Origin of the sequence: Shinella daejeonensis (assembly GCF_024281235.1) — a bacterium.
GTDB lineage: Bacteria > Pseudomonadota > Alphaproteobacteria > Rhizobiales > Rhizobiaceae > Shinella > Shinella daejeonensis.
On record NZ_JAHWXY010000002.1, the window covers coordinates 535,426 to 553,159 of the forward strand.

16 protein-coding genes are annotated in these 17,734 nt (G+C 63.3%); 3 read left to right on the top strand and 13 right to left on the bottom strand.

Annotated features, from left to right (window positions below; all coding sequences use genetic code 11):
• Positions 1–24 precede the first annotated feature (24 nt).
• The 13 genes from KYK29_RS09080 to KYK29_RS09140 form a co-directional block, all read right to left on the bottom strand.
• Positions 25–822, bottom strand: coding sequence for a transporter substrate-binding domain-containing protein (locus tag KYK29_RS09080; protein WP_254690562.1), 798 nt, complete (start codon positions 820–822; stop codon positions 25–27).
• Positions 823–925: 103 nt separating this feature from the next.
• A complete protein-coding gene (gene oiaX, locus KYK29_RS09085) occupies positions 926–2,188 on the bottom strand; it encodes a 3-oxo-isoapionate-4-phosphate decarboxylase OiaX (protein ID WP_367880979.1) in 1,263 nt (420 codons plus the stop codon).
• Between the two features lies 1 nt (position 2,189).
• Positions 2,190–2,936, bottom strand: a complete 747-nt coding sequence (locus KYK29_RS09090) for an amino acid ABC transporter ATP-binding protein (protein ID WP_254690563.1) — start codon at positions 2,934–2,936, stop codon at positions 2,190–2,192.
• 11 nt (positions 2,937–2,947) lie between these two features.
• Positions 2,948–3,607, bottom strand: coding sequence for an amino acid ABC transporter permease (locus KYK29_RS09095; RefSeq protein WP_254690564.1), 660 nt, complete (start codon positions 3,605–3,607; stop codon positions 2,948–2,950).
• Positions 3,608–3,615: 8 nt separating this feature from the next.
• On the bottom strand, positions 3,616–4,299 hold the full coding sequence (locus KYK29_RS09100; protein ID WP_254690565.1) for an amino acid ABC transporter permease: 684 nt from the start codon (positions 4,297–4,299) through the stop codon (positions 3,616–3,618).
• Between the two features lie 690 nt (positions 4,300–4,989).
• On the bottom strand, positions 4,990–6,225 hold the full coding sequence (locus KYK29_RS09105) for an NAD(P)/FAD-dependent oxidoreductase (RefSeq protein WP_254690566.1): 1,236 nt from the start codon (positions 6,223–6,225) through the stop codon (positions 4,990–4,992).
• A gap of 17 nt (positions 6,226–6,242) precedes the next feature.
• Positions 6,243–7,178 carry a 3-hydroxyacyl-CoA dehydrogenase NAD-binding domain-containing protein gene (locus KYK29_RS09110; RefSeq protein ID WP_254690567.1) on the bottom strand — a complete coding sequence of 312 codons (936 nt, stop codon included), beginning with the start codon at positions 7,176–7,178 and terminating at the stop codon, positions 6,243–6,245.
• Positions 7,178–7,933, bottom strand: coding sequence for an SDR family NAD(P)-dependent oxidoreductase (locus tag KYK29_RS09115; protein ID WP_254690568.1), 756 nt, complete (start codon positions 7,931–7,933; stop codon positions 7,178–7,180). Before KYK29_RS09115 ends, KYK29_RS09110 begins: the two co-directional genes overlap by 1 nt.
• A gap of 15 nt (positions 7,934–7,948) precedes the next feature.
• Entirely contained in the window at positions 7,949–9,370 is a 1,422-nt protein-coding gene (locus KYK29_RS09120; RefSeq protein ID WP_254690569.1) for an aminobutyraldehyde dehydrogenase, read from the bottom strand.
• A complete protein-coding gene (gene kce, locus KYK29_RS09125; protein ID WP_254690570.1) occupies positions 9,370–10,302 on the bottom strand; it encodes a 3,5-dioxohexanoate:acetyl-CoA acetone transferase in 933 nt (310 codons plus the stop codon). The genes KYK29_RS09120 and kce overlap by 1 nt, the downstream gene beginning before the upstream one ends.
• Position 10,303: 1 nt before the next feature.
• On the bottom strand, positions 10,304–11,104 hold the full coding sequence (locus KYK29_RS09130) for an SDR family NAD(P)-dependent oxidoreductase (RefSeq protein WP_254690571.1): 801 nt from the start codon (positions 11,102–11,104) through the stop codon (positions 10,304–10,306).
• 60 nt (positions 11,105–11,164) lie between these two features.
• Positions 11,165–12,304 (bottom strand): aromatic ring-hydroxylating oxygenase subunit alpha, encoded by a 1,140-nt coding sequence (locus tag KYK29_RS09135; protein WP_254690572.1) that lies wholly within the window; start codon positions 12,302–12,304, stop codon positions 11,165–11,167.
• Between the two features lie 132 nt (positions 12,305–12,436).
• Positions 12,437–13,447, bottom strand: coding sequence for a GlxA family transcriptional regulator (locus KYK29_RS09140; protein ID WP_254690573.1), 1,011 nt, complete (start codon positions 13,445–13,447; stop codon positions 12,437–12,439).
• A 105-nt stretch (positions 13,448–13,552) separates the two neighbouring features.
• On the opposite strand from KYK29_RS09140, the gene KYK29_RS09145 reads away from it, so the two are divergent.
• Genes KYK29_RS09145 through KYK29_RS09155 form a run of 3 tightly spaced genes read left to right on the top strand, consistent with a single transcriptional unit; the run spans position 13,553 to position 17,677 of the window.
• On the top strand, positions 13,553–14,515 hold the full coding sequence (locus KYK29_RS09145; protein WP_254690574.1) for an ABC transporter substrate-binding protein: 963 nt from the start codon (positions 13,553–13,555) through the stop codon (positions 14,513–14,515).
• Between the two features lie 10 nt (positions 14,516–14,525).
• Positions 14,526–15,578: a quaternary amine ABC transporter ATP-binding protein gene (locus KYK29_RS09150; protein ID WP_254690575.1), complete on the top strand. Its 1,053-nt coding sequence runs from the start codon at positions 14,526–14,528 to the stop codon at positions 15,576–15,578.
• Positions 15,575–17,677, top strand: a complete 2,103-nt coding sequence (locus tag KYK29_RS09155) for an ABC transporter permease (protein ID WP_254690576.1) — start codon at positions 15,575–15,577, stop codon at positions 17,675–17,677. The genes KYK29_RS09150 and KYK29_RS09155 overlap by 4 nt, the downstream gene beginning before the upstream one ends.
• The last annotated feature ends 57 nt before the right edge of the window (positions 17,678–17,734 follow it).

The following is a 17,734-nucleotide window of genomic DNA, read 5'->3' on the forward strand; positions in this document are numbered from 1 at the left end:
CCGTCCTGATTTTCGCCGTCTGGATTAATTCAGGATCTCTGCCGGAATATCCAGATCGTGATAGGCCTTGTAGGCTTCATTGAGCTTGCCGTTCGCGGCGTTTTCGGCAATCCACTCATTCAGCTTTTCGGCAAGACGCGTCTCCCCTTGCTTCACCGCCATGGCGATGGGGAACTGGTTGATCACGATCTTGGCCTCGAACTGCTTGGCCGTGGAGCGCTCGTTGATGGCGCGCATCTGCGGATCAGCCAGACCGAGGTAAATCGCCTGGCCGGATATCGCCGCCGTGATCGCGGTCGCGTCGTCGTCATAGCGAACGACGTTGAAGCCGAATTCCGGCGCCATTTCCGTAAGCGCGATATCCTGCGTCGTGCTGCGCACCACGGCGATCGCCTTGCCCGAAAGATCCGTCCACTCCTTGGCGGTATCCTCCGTCGGGGCGATGACCGTCGTGCGGATGAACGAATAGGGCCGGGTGAAATCCACCGCCTTCTTGCGCTCCTCCGTGACCGAAAGCGACGAGATGACCACATCCGCCTTGTCGGTGTTGATGTTCGGAATACGGGTCGGACCGGTGGTGTTCACGAACTCCAGTTCGACGCCCCAATCGGCGGCAAGCAGCTTGGCGACCGCGACGTCCGACCCGGTCGGCTGCATCGATCCGTCGAGCATGCCGTAGGGCGGGATACCCATATCCGTGGCGACGCGGATTTTCTTGGTGCTCATGATCGTGTCCAGCACATCCGCCATCGCCGGCGCGGCGATGACAAGCCCCACCAGTGCGGCTGCGACAAAATTGAACTCACGACGTCCCAGTTTCATTTCCTTCTCCCATGGTTGCCGGGCCCTTAAGGGCATTTCGGCGTTGCAATATCGGTTCTCTGTTCCGCGGCGGCGTCTTGCGCCGCAGATCCCGTCCACCCGTTCAGTTCCTGTATTCGCCCTGTGGATCGAACTTGCCGAGCGAGGCTTTCAATTCGGGGTGGGACCGGGCGAATTCATACAGCGGGATGCCGGCCACGGCCGCTTCCCACGCCTGCCGCACCGCCAGCACGCCGGCGGCGGGCCCTTGCGGATGACTGACGATCCCGCCGCCGCAGAGATACATGTGATCGATGGTTTCGCCCGTGCGCCGATAGGTTTCCGGCGCCTGACCGCCCCACTGGCCGGAACAGACGACCGGCAAGGGACGGTCCTTGCCGTCGAAGATCGGCGTGCTGATCGCCTTGAACGACTCGACGAAGCTCTCGTCGGGCTCCCAATATTTGACCCGGATGCCGTTGATCTGGAACTGGTCGACGCCGAGCAGGCGCCAGAACTGCTGCCAAACCTTGAAATCGAAGCCGATGGCCGGATGGCGGGTGAGCATGTCCCAGCCGTTGCGATGGGCATGAAGAACGATGTTCGAGCGCTTTCGCAGGAAATGGAATGCCGCCATGCCGACGGAATTGATATTGACGACCGCGCAGTTTCCGCCGGCCTTCACGACCATGTCGTGATTGCGAACCATTTCGTCCGGATCGGTAGCGGAGATGCCGAAGGCGTACATCACCTTCTTGCCGGTGGCCTGTTCGTGATCCCTGATCTTCGGCATCACATGCGCAATGCGTTCCTTCAGGGGCGAATAGACGGGGCTCATCAACTTCTCATCGTCCTTGATGAAGTCGACACCGGATTTCAATAACGCCCCGACAAGGCCTGCGGTCTCGTCAGGGCGCAATCCGAGAGCGGGTTTCAGGATCGTTCCGATGATCGGCCGTCCGTAGACATTGGTAAGCTGCCGGCTGCCGTCGATCCCGAATTGCGGCCCCGCATAGGCTGCCTTGTAGTCCTCCGGCAGCTTCATATCCACGACCCGCAGTCCCGTGAGGCCGCGGATGGAGAAGGCTCCGCCGATGGCGATCGTCATCAACGCCGCGAGATCCGTTCCGACCGCATCCAGGGGAAAGGCGATATCCGCAACGCCGCGGTTGACGGGAGCCTCCGGAGCTTCGGGCCAACTGGGGCGCTCCCCCGACGAATGGTCGCGGACGGAAAGGACACGGGCGGCGACCCGCGTCTTCAGTTCCTCGGTTTCCCCCGGCACGGCGACAAAGGTTCCCGTCGACTGATCGCTGGCGATTTTCTCCGCCATACGCTCGACGCTGCCCGGCGTTTCGATGGCGTAGGTCACGACGATCTGCGACACCTCACAGCTCCTGCGCTGCAAAACGCTGCAATTCCGGCGTGCGGGGCGCATCGAGAATGCTACCGTGGCCCTTTTCCCAGATCTTGCCCTGGTGCATGAACACGAGCTGATCGGCGATACGCCGCGCAAATCCCATTTCGTGGGTCACCATGACCATGGTCATGCCATCGGCGGCCAGCCGCTCGATGACACGCAGCACCTCCCCCGTCAGTTCCGGATCGAGCGCGGATGTCACTTCGTCGAACAGCATGACCTTGGGCTGCATGGCCAGCGACCGCGCGATCGCCGCACGCTGCTGCTGTCCGCCCGACATCTGCTCGGGATAGGCGTCGAACTTGTCGCCGAGCCCCACCTGCGCGAGCGTCGCCCGGGCCAGATCGGCGGCCTCCTTCTTCGGCAGCTTCTTGACCGAGCGGGGAGCCAGCATGATGTTCTCCCCGATCGTCAGATGCGGAAAGAGATTATAGCTCTGGAAAACGATGCCGACATCCAGGCGGAGCTTGCGCAATTCCAGGGCCGGATCGGTCACGACGTGGCCGCAGACCTCGATATAGCCGGCATCGACCTTTTCGAGGCGATCCATGCAGCGCAGGGCCGTGCTCTTGCCGGAGCCCGACCGGCCGATGAGAACGGTGACCTGCCCGCGCGCCACTTCGAAGCTGACGCCATGCAGGACCTTCACCTGGCCGAAGCTCTTTTCGACGTCACGCAGAACGATGACCGCCTTGTTGTCCGGAGAAATATTCATGTTGTCCTCGCTCAAGCCTTCGCCATGCCCCGGGCCATGCGGCGCTCCAGGCGCCTGCTGAGAACCGACAGGGGAAAGCAAAGAAGGAAGTAGATGATCGCCACCGCCACAAAGGTGACGAAGGGCTGGAACGTCGAATTGTTGATGAGCTGGCCGGCCCGCGTCAGGTCCACGAAACTGACGGCCGAGGCGAGCGAGGTGTTCTTGATGATCTGGACCATGAAGCCCACGGTGCCGGGCGTCGCATTCCTGACGGCTTGCGGAACGATCACCTTGAACATGCGCTGCCAGCGCGTGAGCGCGAGGCATTCGGCCGCCTCCCACTGCGCCTTCGGCACGGCTTCGAGGCTGCCGCGCCAGAACTCGCCCAGATAGGCGCCGACCCAGACCGTCATGGAGATCGTGGCGGCCAGCAGCGGCGAGACCGGAACGCCGATGGCCGGCAGGCCGAAATATCCCGTGAACAGCAGAACGAGCAGCGGAATGCCCTGCACCAGCTCGATGTACCAGGCCGCGAGCCTGCGCACGAAAGGGATGGGCGAGATGCGCAGAAGGGCGATCAGAAGCCCCATCAGCCCGCCGCCGAGGAATGCGCAGACGGACAGAATGACGGTCCAGATCGCACCTTCGAGCAGGAACTGAATATGGATGAAACCAAAAGTCGGAACCATGGCGAACCTCAGAGCGGTGTGCCGAGCCGGCGGCGGCGGGGGAAGGCGACCATGCCGATCAGGTTGAAGATCTGGCGCATGATGACCGACAGGATGAAATACATGACCCCGATCACGAGGTAGGTTTCCAGCGGCCGAAACGACACGCCCTGGATATAGTTCGCGTTTCCGGTGAGTTCGGGAACCGAGATCTGCGATGTAATGGACGATGCCAGCATCAGCAGGATGAACTGACTGCTGAGAGACGGGAAAACCCGCTCCGCCGCAGGGAAAAGAACGACGTGCCAATAGGTCTGAAGCCGCGAGAGGCCGAGGCATTCGGCCGCCTCCCACTGCCCTGCATGCACCGAATCGAAGCCAGCCCGCATGATTTCGCCCGTATAGGCTCCGACGTTGATCGTAAGCGCCAGAAGCGCCACCGTGATCGCGCTCAGGGTAAAGCCCAGCGTCGACAGGCCGAAGAAGATCAGGAAGATCTGCACGAGGAACGGCGTGTTGCGGATCGCTTCGACATAGATGGCGCAAATCGCCGAAACGATCCGGAAGCGGGAATTCCTGCCGGCGGCGCAAAGCGTTCCGATCAGGAAACCCGACACGGTCGCGGCGACAGAAAGCAGCAGCGTGACGATCGCGCCGTCAAGCAGCATCGGCCAGCGTTCAAAAATCGGGCTGAAATCTAGCGACACTTCCATGTCCTTTCCATGCACATGTGCCGGGGGTTGAAGGGGGAGCCGTCTCGGTCCGGCCCCGTCCTGCATCACAGGTTATCTCGAAGCCGCATCCCGCCAGGCAACCCGATGCGGATCGGTCAGCGAATGCGCCATGCCAACCGGCAGCAAAGTCGCCGTTCGTTCCTGACACCGATCTTGCATGAGTCCCCCCGACCGACCGATCCTCCCGTCGATGAGGATGCAAGGTATAAGGTCATACCTATTTTGACAAGAGATTTCTTTTCAGTTCTTCCTCATCTTCAGGCAGAACCCGTGAAGGTCCGCCGTCGGGAGAGTGATCCGAAACGCAAGACGAGACCTGGAGTAGCTGTCAAAGTCTCCGGGCGAGGGTTTTATCAGGTGCTCTTATACGCAAACCATTCGTTCAGGGAACGGGCATCACCATGCCATCGCGACGGTCTGCGGCCTTGCCATCGATCCGACACCACGGCCGCGAAACTGGGGATGGAAAGAAACTGCCGCCGGCTTTTACCTGAGCAATTAACGGTCGCCTGTAAGGGGCAAAACCGTAAGCCGCGCTCGAACCGTTTCAGCCGGTATCGGCGCGGCTTTCCTTGCATGAAGCGCCTTCGACCACCCGGCAGCCCGGCCCCGGCGGCGATGGTTTCACCGTCGCGCGCCTGAAGCTCACGCCTGTCGGCCAGGCCCCTGTTATCGCAGAAGCGCCTTCAGGTCGGTGGCGGGATCGCGGACGATCTCCGCGCCGGGGGATTTTCCCGCTTCGATCAGCCGTTTTGCGACCATATAGACGCGGGGATCGTTCATCGCATCGACGGCGAGCAGTTCGTCGGCGCGATAATACCAGTGGGACACGCTGCCCTCCGCGCCGATGCGGGTCACCACGCTATCGTAGCCCGTCGAAAGACCCGCGATCTGTAGCTTGACGTCATATTGATCCGACCAGAACCATGGCTTGGCCTCATATCGGACCGGTTGCCCGGTCAGCATCCTGGCGATCGCCTCGGCCTGCTCGATGGCGTTGCCGACGCTTTCCAGACGGATGCGCCGGGACCGCCACGGAAAGGAGGCGCAATCGCCTGCCGCATAGATCTCGGGATCGGAGGTCCGGCAGTTCTCGTCGACGGCGATGCCGTCTTCGATCACAAGGCCCGCGGCTTCGGCAAGCCCGGCGTTCGGGATGACGCCGATGCCGGCGATGACGAAATCGACCGGGATGAGAGAACCGTCGACCAGTTGCGCGGCACGGACATGGCCCTCTTCGCCGACAAGCGCCTTCAGCGCCGCTCCTTCCCGTAGCGTGACGCCCTTGCCGCCATGCAGATCGCGGAAGTAGGCGGAGGTTTCGGCGCAGGCGACGCGCTGGAGAATGCGCGGCGCGGCTTCGATGATCGTCACCGTCAACCCCAGCTTGGCCGACACCGCCGCCGCCTCAAGGCCGATATAGCCGCCGCCGACGATGAGGACATGCTGGCCGGGGCGGAACCGCTCGGCCATGGCGTTGATGTCGGCGAGATTGCGGACCGCGAAGACGCCATCGAGCCGCCCGCCGATCTCGTCTGGCAGGGTTCTCGGCCGCGCGCCGGTCGTCAGGATCAGGCGATCATAGGGAACGCTCGATCCGTCCGCGAAGCCGACCGCTTTCTTCCCGCGATCGATGAACGCCGCCGGCCGGGAGAGCCGCAGATCGATCCCGCGCTCCCGATAGAAGTCCATCGGGCGGAAATAGAGGCGGTCTTCCGTGATCTCGCCGAGCAGATAGCCCTTCGACAAGGGGGGCCGCTGGTAGGGCGGATGCGCTTCGTCACCGATCAGCGTCACGGGGCCGCGATGCCCCAGGTCGCGCAGACGCGCGCAGGCGGTGAAACCCGCCTGCCCTGCGCCGATCACCACGATACGGGCATCGGGATCGATTGGGTCGTCGCTCATGGAACCCCCTTGTCGTTTCAGTTCGCGCGAAGCGGTGCCATCGCCTTCTGGATGCTGGCGATCAGCGCATCGCGCTGCGCTGAAAGATCCGCCGGCGACTGGCCGTTGGCCTCCTGTGTCACGCCGACGACAAGCGTCTCGGCGATGGAGGGGTCGAGATGCAGGACGCCGAGATCGTCCCACCAGCGATTGAAGCTGTCCGTATAGCGTTCGCAGAAAGCGGCAAGACCGCCCTCGCCGGCGCCCAGATGGAAGAGCATGGTCGGCCCCATCGCCGCCCAGCGTAGCCCGGGGCCGGCCCACATCGCCTTGTCCACATCCTCGACGCTGGCGACGCCGGACTTGACGAGGTGAATGGCCTCGCGCCAGACCGCCGCCTGAAGCCGGTTCGCCACATGGCCGGGCACCTCGCGGTTGACGCGGATCGTGACCTTGCCCACGGCTTCATAGAAGCGTTCCGCCGCCTCGACGACGCCGGCGGCGGTATGCTCGTTGCCCATGACCTCGACCAGCGGGATCAGGTGCGGCGGGTTGAAGGGATGTCCGAGCACGAGGCGGCCGGGATCCTTCCATCCCTCCTGCATCTCGCTGAGCGTGAGGCCCGAGGCCGAGGTCGCGACAACGGCGTCAGCGCTGAGCGAGGGCTCGATTTCCGCATAGAGCGCGTGCTTGATCGCGATGCGCTCGGGAACATTCTCCTGAACGAAGGACACACCCTCGACGGCCTCGGCGGCCGAGCCGCAGAAGCGGACGCGATCGGGGCTTCCGCCTTTCACCAGGCCGAGGCTTTCGAGGGTCGGCCAGGCGCGGTCGATGTAATCGCGGACATTTTTCTCCGTTGCCGGCGCGATGTCATGCACCGCAACATCCCGCCCCGAGGCGAGGAAAAGCGCCGTCCAGCTCGCACCGATCACGCCTGCGCCCAATACTGCAGTCTGCTTGAATTCGATCATCAGAATAATCCAGGTTGAAGGGGAGAGGCGGCGGTCAATCCGCCGTCGATGGTAATGCATTGACCGGTTACAAAGGCGCTTTCGGCTGAAATCAGCCAGGCGACGGCATTGGCGATATCCTCCGGCTTTCCGAAGCGGCGGGCCGGATGGCGGGCAAGCGAATCGTCTTGCGCCTTCTGCGGATCGCGCGCCAGCGCAAAACCGTTTTCAGCCATTTCCGTCATGATCCAGCCGGGACTGACCGCATTGCAGCGCACGTTCGGGCCGTGATCGACGGCAATCGACCGCGTGAGGCTGTGAACGAAGCCTTTCGAGGCGTTGTAGATGGCCATCGAAGGATCCGCCACCATGGCCGAGATCGAACCGAGGTTCACGATATCGCCACCGCGCTCGGCCATCAGCGGCAGGACCTCGCGGCACATGTTGAAGACACCCCGGCAATTGGCGCCGATGAGCCGGTCCCAGTCGTCGTCGGTCGTCTCCGCCACCGTCTTTTCGATCTGGATGCCGGCGTTGTTCACGAGCACGGCGACATCGCCGTGCCGGGCCGCGCCGGCGACGATGTGCCTTGCGTCTTGCGGACGGGAAACATCGCCGGTGATCCAGACGATATCCCGGGGCAAGTCCGCCGGGCGCTCGCCCCGCCCGCAGGTGACGACAGTCGCCCCGTCGCGATGCAGCCGCTCGACGATGGCGCGCCCGATGCCCCGTCCGCCGCCGGTGACGATGGCGACCCTTCCTCTTGCGTCCGTCATGGTTTCCATCTCCGGCTATCCGTGCGCGATCATGACGTGTCGCACCGACGTATAGGCGTCAAGCGCATGAATGGACATGTCGCAGCCCGTTCCCGAGCCCTTCATGGCCGACCAGGGCATTTCCGGCGTGGCGACGCCATGGGTATTGACCCAGGTGAAGCCGTAGCGCAGGCGGCTGGTCACCGCCATCGCCCGGCCCAGGTCCCGCGTCCAGACCGATGACGCAAGCCCGTAACGTCCGGCGTTGGCGATGGAAAGCGCCTCTTCGGCATCCGAGAAACGCGAGATCGTCACCACCGGCCCGAAGACCTCGCTGGTGGCGATTTCGGCGTCGTGGTCCACATTGGCGATCACGGTGGGTTTGTAGAAGAAACCCCGGCCCTCGCCCCGCTCGCCACCGACGACGACGTCGCAGGTCCGGCGGGCGCGATCGACGAAGCCGGCCACACGGTCGGCCTGGATCGCCGACACCACCGGTCCCATCTCGGTGCCCTCGGCCTTCTGGGCGCCGATACGGATCTCGCCGACCTGACGCGCGACCGCGGCGACGAGGGCATCGTAAATGCCGTCCTGCGCGATGATCCTGCATGGCTGGGCGCAGTCCTGACCCGCATTGAAGAAGCTGCCGTAACGGATGGTCTGCGCAACCGCCTCCACATCCGCATCGTTAAAGACGATGACCGGGGCCTTGCCGCCCAGCTCCAGATGGACGTGCCGGATCTGCTGCGAGGCGGCCCGCATCGCCGCCATGCCGGTGGCCGGCGAACCCGTCACGGCGATCCCCTCGATCTGCGGCGCGTTCATCAGCCGGTCGCCGATCGTGGGTCCCCGGCCATGGATCACGTTGAAGACACCCTTCGGGAGGAGACCGGCAAAGAGTTCGGCCACCTTCAGCGTGGAAAGCGGCGTGATCTCCGAAGGCTTCAGGACGATCGTGCAGCCGGCGGCAATCGCCGCGGCGATCTTCCAGGCCGCCATCATCAGCGGGTAGTTCCAGGGCGTGATCGCCGCCACCGGGCCGACCGCCTCGCGGCGGATCATGCTGGTATGACCGGAAACATATTCCCCGGCGACGGGGCCGGTCATCGTGCGGGCGGCGCCCGCGAAGAAGCGGAACGTATCGATGATCAGCGGCATCTCGTCGTCATGCGCGGACGGCCACGGCTTGCCGACATCCAGGCTTTCAAGCTCGGCAAGCGCGCGGCCGTTCGCTTCGAGCACGTCGGCCATCTTCAGCAGGGTTGCCGCCCGTTCGGACGGAGTCGTGCGGGAGAAGCTCTCGAAGGCCGCCGATGCCGCCTCGACGGCGGCGTCGACCTGCTCGAAGGTCGCTTCGTTGACGGCGGCGATCTCGCTTCCCGTCGCAGGATCGACGACCGAAAGCGGTTCCCCGCCGCCGGCGACGAATGCGCCATCGATGAAAAGGCTGGTCTTCATCAGAAGCCCACCTTGTCGCCGCCCTTGAGGCCGAGGCGTTCGCGCGCTTCGGCGGGGGTCGCGACGCTCAGCCCCAGCCTTTCGACGATCTCGCGGATGCGGCGCACCTGCTGGGCGTTCGACGTGGCAAGCTCGCCCTTGCCGATGAACAGGCTATCTTCGAGGCCGACGCGCAGATTGCCGCCGAGCAGCGCGCTCTGGGTTGCGAACGGCATCTGGTGCCGGCCGGCCGCCAGCACCGACCATTCGTAGTTTTCCGGGCCGAAGAGCCTGTCGGCGACCTTGTGCATATGGACCAGGTTCTCGAGATCCGCTCCAACGCCGCCGAGGATGCCGAACACCATCTGCACGAAGAAGGGCGGCTTGATCAGCCCCTGATCGATGAACCATTTGATGTTGTAGAGGTGGCTGAGGTCATAGCATTCGAATTCGAACTTCGTGCCGTGGGCCTCGCCGAGGTTCGTCAGCGCATACTCGATGGTCGCAAAGGTGTTCGGGAAGATGAAGTCCCGCGTCATCTCCAGGAATTTCGGCTCCCAATCGTGCTTCCATTCCTTGTATTTGCCGAGCAGGGGGAAAATGCCGAAATTCATCGACCCCATGTTGAGGCTCGCCATTTCCGGACTGGCCGAGGTTGCCGCGAGCAGACGCTGGTCCATCGTCATGCCCAGCCCGCCGCCGGTCGAGATATTGATCACCGCGTCCGTGGATTGCTTGATGACGGGCAGGAACTGCTGGAAGATTTCGGGGCGCGGATCGGGCTTGCCCGTCTCGGGATCGCGCGCATGAAGATGAATGATCGAGGCACCGGCTTCCGCCGCCTCGATGCTGGCCGTTGCGATTTCGGCCGGCGTGATCGGCAGATATTCCGACATGGTCGGCGTGTGGATGCCGCCGGTCGGGGCGCAGGTGATGATAACGGATTTCGCCATGTCAAAGCCTCATTTGCTGGACCTGCGCCGAAAGGCCGCCATCCAGCACCCATAATTGTCCGGTCGCGTATCTGGCTTCGTCACTTGCCAGCCAGTTCACGAGATTTGCGATATCGTCGGGCGTTCCGTAGTTGCGGATGGGATGGACGTTGCGGACGGCCTCCTTGAGGCTGTCGATCGTCCCGCCCCCGCCCCCCGATCCGGCGCCGGAAAAGAAACCCTGAAGCATCGGCGTGTCGACATAACCGGGGCAGACCGCGTTGACGCGGATACCCTCGGGACCATGATCGACCGCCATGGCGCGCGTCAGGGCGTGCACCGCGCCCTTGGTCGCGCAATAGGCGGCAAGACCCGGATCGGCGATGAAGCCGTCATAGCTGCCGAAGTTGATGATCGATGCGGTCGTGCCTCCCGATGCAGCCTTCCGCAACAACGGCAGGGCGTGCTTCGACGCGAGGAACGTTCCCGTCACATTGACGGCAAAGCTGCGGTTCCACTCATCGAGCGTGGTATGTTCGACCGTCTTCTCCAGTTCGATGCCGGCGGCATTGACGAGAATATCCAGCTTGCCGGATTGCGCGCCGACCGTCGCCATCGCGGCGACGGCCTCCTCCTCCGACGTCACGTCGAGGCGAACGAAACGCACGTCGTCCTCGACGGCGGAAGCCATGCTTCCGGCGTCCGAGAGATCGGCCGCATAGACTGCGGCCCCCTCCCGGACGAACCGTGCGCAGATCGCCCGGCCGATGCCTCCGCGCCCTCCGGTGACGAAGGCGACTTTCCCCTCAAGGCGTCCGGCCATCACATGCCTCCTTTTCCCAGACTTTTCCTGTTCGGTTTTCCGATATGCAACCGGCGCGCCTTAGACTGCCGTTCTGGCATAGGCGTCCAGGACGAGACCGTGGAAATGGTGCACCGCGTGTTCCGACTGCCCGGAGCCTTCGGGATCGTTGACGATCCGGCCCTGGGTGAAGGCGGATGTGTTCATCCCCTTCTGGACGCTCTCGACGATCTTGATGTCTTCGACCTGCAAGACCTCGTCGAGATACTTGATGGTCTGAAGCTCCATCTCGTTCGGCTCGGTATCCTCAAGGAAGAAATCATAGGTTTCGAGCGTACGGTCGGGGCCTGCCGGAATGACGTTCAGGATGATCATCGACGAACGGCCGGGGTAGCGCATGATGCAGGTGTTCGGCCACAGCCACCAGACCGCATGGGTCGTGACGGTGGCGTTCGACACGTCGTAAGCGCTGTTGGCGTCCTTGCCGGCATCGGCCATATGGCTGGAATAGATGCCATGCGTCGTGACCTTGTAGGTATCCATGTCGACGAGCGTGCAGAAATCCTTGTGCGCGGTCGGGCAGTGGTAGCATTCGAGGAAGTTGTCGACGACGTTCTTCCAGTTCGACTTGATGTCGTAGGTCAGCCGGCGTGCGAAGGTGAGCTTGTCGATATCCGGCGCCCAGTGGCGGATTTCCGTTTCCAGATCGCCGGACTGGGAGCGCAGCGAAGCGGCGTTCGGATCGAGGTTCACATAGATGAAGCCGCAGAATTCCTCGACCTGCACCTGATCGAGACAGATTTCGCCGGTGTCGAATTCCTCAAGCGTCTCGGTGTGCGGCGCCCGCACGAGCTGGCCGTCGAGACGGTAGACCCAGGCATGATAGGGACACATGATCCGCGTCGACGTGCCCTCGCCTTCCAGAAGGGCGTGGGCGCGATGCTTGCAGACATTGTAGAACGCCCGCAGCACCCCTTCGCGGTCGCGCACGACGGCGATCGGCTGACCTGCGATTTCAACCGCGATATAGGAACCCGGCTGGCGCACCTTTTCGACATGACAGACCCATTGCCAAGTCTTGGCGATGATTTCCTGGAGATCGACGGAATACCAGCGCGGATCCGTATAGGCGGCGGCGTTCAGCGAGAACGAGCGAGAGGGATTCGGCGAATAGCCTTTCTGGATGGCTGCGAATTCGTCCTTCGATGGAAGCAGGGTCATGGTGGCGTCTCCCAAGCCAGAGGCGACGTCTTTGTCGCCGTTCACGATGACCTAGCTTCACGCCAACCGGGGGGCCTTTCTATGCTTTGTACGCCATCGGTTTAGCTTTTTTCGCCATCCTCTTTGCCATCATCAGCCGCTTCCCGGCTTTCGATGCATGGGCCAGGCGCGGAACTCGAAGGGGATCCGGCCGTCGACCCGGTCCGTGCGGGGCGACAATCCAAACCGTTCCCGATAGGCGCGGCTGAAATGCACCTGGCTCGCAAATCCCGACGCGATGGCGATTTCGGACATCGGCATATCCGTCTGGGTGACAAGGCCCCGCGCACGGTCCAGCCGGATATCGCGATAATAGACGGCCGGCGACTTTCCGACATAGCGCAGGAAAAGCCGGTTCAACTGCCGGTGCGATATCTTGACCTGATCCGCAATTTCCGGAATCGACAGGGCGTTTTCAAGATGCTGCTCCATCACGATGATCGCCTGCCGGATCGTGGTCGGGACATGCGTGCCGAGCGGTTCCGAATTGGCCGGGTTCTGCGATGTGCCGGCGGGCCGCAACGACGGATGGAAAATGTAGCGCGCCGATGCATTCGCGAGGGCGTCGCCGGAGATCGCCCGGATGATGTGCAACGCGATATCGGAGGAGGCGATGCCGCCCGCGCAGGTGAACCGTTTCTCGTCGCGGACGAAAATATCCTCGGAAACATCGACGTCGCCATGCAGTTCCTTGAAGGCGTCGATATGTTCGTAATGCACCGTCGCGCGGTGGCCGCGCAGGAGCCCGGCGGCCGCCACGATGAACGCGCCCGTATCGAGGGCGCCGATGATACTGCCCGCACGCGCCCATTTCCTGAGCGCCGCGAGAAGCTGGGGCGTCCTGCCCGTCTCGGGCGTCCAGCTGGCCGACATGACGACGATGTCGAAAGGCTCGTTCTGGATGTTTGCAAGCTTCAGCGTCTCGATGACGAGACCGTTGCTCGTCTGGCACGGGCCGCCGGAAGCGGACGCCAGGACCCAGCGGAAGCGGGTATCGCCTTCCAGATAGTTTGCCGCCCGGAAGGGATCGATGAAAGCCGTCGTCGCCGCCAGATTGAAATTCGGCGTGACGAGGATGAGGATCTGGATTTCGTTCTGGTCCATCGGTGGCGCCGTCCAAATATGTAAAATTGATGGCGCGATTAGTTAAATCACCCGTTCGCTTTGTGCAACACTTTCATCGGGAACCAAAAAAACGGGAGAGTGACAATGCGAAATTTCTGCAAGCTCGGCATTTCGACCTGCCTCGCGGCCCTGTCGGCAGCTTCACTCCATGCGGCCGAACTGGGCGCCACGAACGAACCGATCAAACTCGCCATCAACGAATGGACCGGACAGCAGATCACCACCCGCATCGCGGGCCAGATGCTGGAGGCGGCAGGCTACAAGGTCGAATATATCACCGCCGGCTACCAGAACATGTGGCAGGCGGTGGCGGAAGGTCAGCTCGACGCGGCGCTTGAAGTCTGGGGCTCGAACGTCACCGACCAGTACCGGCAGCTGAATGCGGAGGGCAAGGTCGAAGACCTCGGCGAACTCGGTCTCGTCGCCCGGGAAGGGATCGCCTATCCGCCCCATGTCGCCGAGCTTTGTCCCGGCCTTCCCGACTGGGAAGCTCTCCGGGAATGTGCGATGACCTTCGCCACCGCCGACACCATTCCGGCCGGAAGGCTGGTGGATTACCCCGGCGACTGGGGGACGCCCGGAGCGGACCGCATCAAGGCGCTCGACCTTCCCTACAAGCCGATTCCTGCCGGCTCCGAAGGGGCGCTCGTCGCCGAGTTCCGCGCCTCCGCCGAACGCAAGACGCCGCTGATCGCCGTCTTCTGGCAGCCGCATTGGGCAATCGCGGCCTACGATCTGAAGTTCGTCGATCTGCCCGAAGGCACCCAGGAATGCTACGACGATCCTGCCTACGGGCCGAACAAGGATGTCACCGGCGATTGCGATTTCATTCCCACGCGCGTTTTCAAGGCTGTCTGGCCGGGTCTCAAGGACAAGTGGCCGGCCGCCTACGAAATTCTCAAGAACCTTAGCCTTTCGACCGAGCAGCAGCAGCCGCTGATGGGAGCCGTCGATGTGGACGGCAAGCCCACCGAGGCCGTGACGACCGAATGGGTCCGCGCAAACACGGATATCTGGCAGCCCATCGTCGACGCGGCGACGAAGTGAGGAGAGGATCATGTCCCATCCTCATGCGGCCATCTCCTGCCGGGGCATCTGGCAGGTCTATGGCGCCGACGCGCCGCAACAGCTGAAACGGGCGCTTGCCGAAACCGGCAACGATTCCCGCGCCGCTGCGGCGCTCCTGCGCGAGCGCGGCCTCGTCCCGGCGGTCCAGGACGTCTCCTTCGACGTCCTGGAAGGAGAGGTCTTCGTGATCATGGGCCTGTCCGGCTCGGGCAAGTCGACGCTGATCCGCACGATTTCCAGACTTGCCGAAGGAACCGCCGGTTCAATCCTCATTCATGGCGAGGATATCCTGACGGCCAGCAAGCAGCGGCTGATCGAGCTCAGGCGGAACAAGCTCGGCATGGTCTTCCAGCACTTCGGCCTCTTCCCGCATATGACCGTGGCAGAAAACGTGGGTTTCCCGCTGAAGATGCAGGGCATGAGCCGGACCGACCGCCGCGCCCGCGCGCTCGAAATGCTCGATCTCGTCGGGCTTTCCGGTCGGGAAGACGCCTTCCCCCGCGAGCTTTCCGGCGGTCAGCGCCAGCGCGTCGGCATCGCCCGGGCGCTGGCGGTCAATCCGGACCTGCTCTTCCTGGACGAACCCTATTCTGCTCTCGATCCGCTCATCCGGCGTCAGTTGCAGGACGAGTTCCTGAAGATCCAGGCCGGCCTCCAGAAGACCTCCGTCTTCATCACCCACGACATCACGGAGGCCCTGAAGCTTGCCGACCGGATCGCCATCATGCGCGACGGCGTCGTCGTCCAGATCGGAACGCCGGACGAAATCATCGTGAACCCCGCCAACGACTACGTCCGCGAATTCACGCGCGACGTGCCGAAGGGCCGCTATTCCCATGTCAGCTCCATGATGAACATGCCCGAGACGCTGCCTGCGATGCCGGACGATCCGAAGATCGGCGAGGACATGACGGTCGACGACGCGCTCGCCTCCTGCATGGCGCTCTACCAGCCCGTGCCGGTCTGGGGACGTGACGGCCGGATGGCCGGCATCGTCCATCCGAGCCAGCTGGCGGACGCCCTTCAGGTGGAGCGGACATGACCGACATCAGCGCGAGCGGAAGCGTCGCCGCCACCGGCGGCAAGGATGGAACTGGAAGGACGGGTATGAACGGCATGACACCCGGCGTCCGGATCGCCTTTCTGTGTGTTCTCGTCGGCGCAATCTGCCTCGCGCTTTCGCCCTATCAGGCATGGATCAGGACCTGGCCCGCGGCCCTGACGCTTCCCGCAACGGAATGGATCGGAGCCGGCCTCACGACCCTTTTCGAATTCCTGAAGCCTGCCGCACGCTCTCTCGCCCGGCTGCTCGAATATCCGATGGCCGGGGCGAACCGTCTTCTGGTGGGGTCGCCCTATGCCCTGACGATCGGCGTCTTCACCGCTCTCGGATGGCACATCGGCGGCATCCGCATGGCCGCCCTCGCGCTTGCGGGCCTTGGGTTCGTTCTTGCCAGCGGCTACTGGATCGCCAGCATGAACACGCTGGGGCTGGTTTTCGTTTCCGTGCCGCTCGCCCTCATCGTCGGCGGCCTGATCGGCGTCCTCGCCCATGAGATCTGCTCCCTCCGGCGCGCCATCGAAACCGTTCTCGACATCATGCAGACGGTGCCGACCTTCGCCTATCTCACGCCGCTGCTGCTTTTGTTCGGTTTCGGCCCGGTGGTCGGCCTGATCGCCTCTGTCATCTATGCCGCTCCGCCGATGGCGCGCAACGTCCTTCTCGGCCTGAAGCGGGTCGAGCCCGACATCCGGGAAGCCGCCATCATGAACGGCGCGACGCGCAGCCAGCAACTCCTTCTCGTCGAGATCCCGTCGGCCGGCCGGCAGATCATGGTGGGCGTGAACCAGACGATCATGGCGGCCCTTTCCATGGTCATCATCGCCGCGGTCATCGGCGGTTTCAACGACATCGGCTGGGAAGTGCTGCTGACGATGCGCAAGGCCGCCTTCGGCCAGAGCCTCATTGCCGGCGTCGTCATCGTGATCTTCGCTATCCTGGCCGACCGGATGAGCAGTGCGCTGGCGCGCGACGGCAAACGCCATTCGTGGAAGGTGACGGCCAGCATCCTGCTTGCGGCCGTCGTCATCGCCCTGTTCCAGAATTCCGCCCTTCCGGCCGCCCAGGACTTTGCGGCATTCAAGAGCGCCGCCGCCGTCATAGACAGGTCCCTCGGCGCTTTCATAGCCGCCAATGGCGTGATCCTGGATGGCGTGAAGAACGGGACCATGTTCTTCGTTCTCCTGCCGCTGCGCATCGGGCTTGAAAAGGCCGTGCTGCCCTTCACCTGGGGCTTCCAGTGGACGACCGGCATCAGCATCGCCGTCTTCTCCATCGCCACCGTCGCCGCGATCGTCCTGGCGCTGCGCAACCACGCCGTCGCCGGCCTTTCCCTGCTGATCGCAACCGGCATCCTGGTCACCGGCATCACCAACCTGCCCTGGCCGTTCGTGCTCGTCGCCCTCGGGGGCCTCGGGTGGCTGGCCGGCGGAACGAAACTCTCCGTCTTCGCCGTATCGATGACGGGTGCGATCCTCTCGATCGGCCTGTGGGAGCCTGCTCTTCTCTCGATCTATCTCTGCACCGCTTCGGTGCTGATCTGCGTGGCCGTCGGCGGCGCCATCGGCGCCGGCTGCGCCGTCAGCGAGAACGCCTGGCGCGTCATGCGTCCGGTGTGCGATTTCCTGCAAACCATTCCGTTGTTCGTTTTTCTCATCCCCGTGCTGATGTTCTTCCAGATCGGCGAATTTTCGGCGTTTCTCGCCATCTGCGCCTATGCGATCGTGCCGATGATCCGCTATACGCACCATGGCCTCACCTCCACGCCGGACGAACTGATCGAGGCCGCCGTCGCTTCCGGAGCGAGCGAGTGGCAGGTCATGCGCGAGGTCAGGATTCCCTATTCCGCCCCGACGATCCTCCTCGGCCTCAACCAGACGATCCTTTACGCCTTCTCGATGCTGGTGATCGCGGCGCTGATCGGCACCACCGATCTCGGCCAGCAGATCTATCTGGCGCTTGGTCAGGGCGATGTCGGCCTCGGCGTCGCGGCCGGCGCGTCAATGGCGATCCTGGCGCTGGTGGCGGATCGCCTGATCCAGGGCTTTGCCGCACGGCAGCGGCACGCCCTCGGACTTTGAGCGACAAGGCCGCGCGACGGATGGCGCAAATACTCAAATTCCCGTCTAAAATAGTCA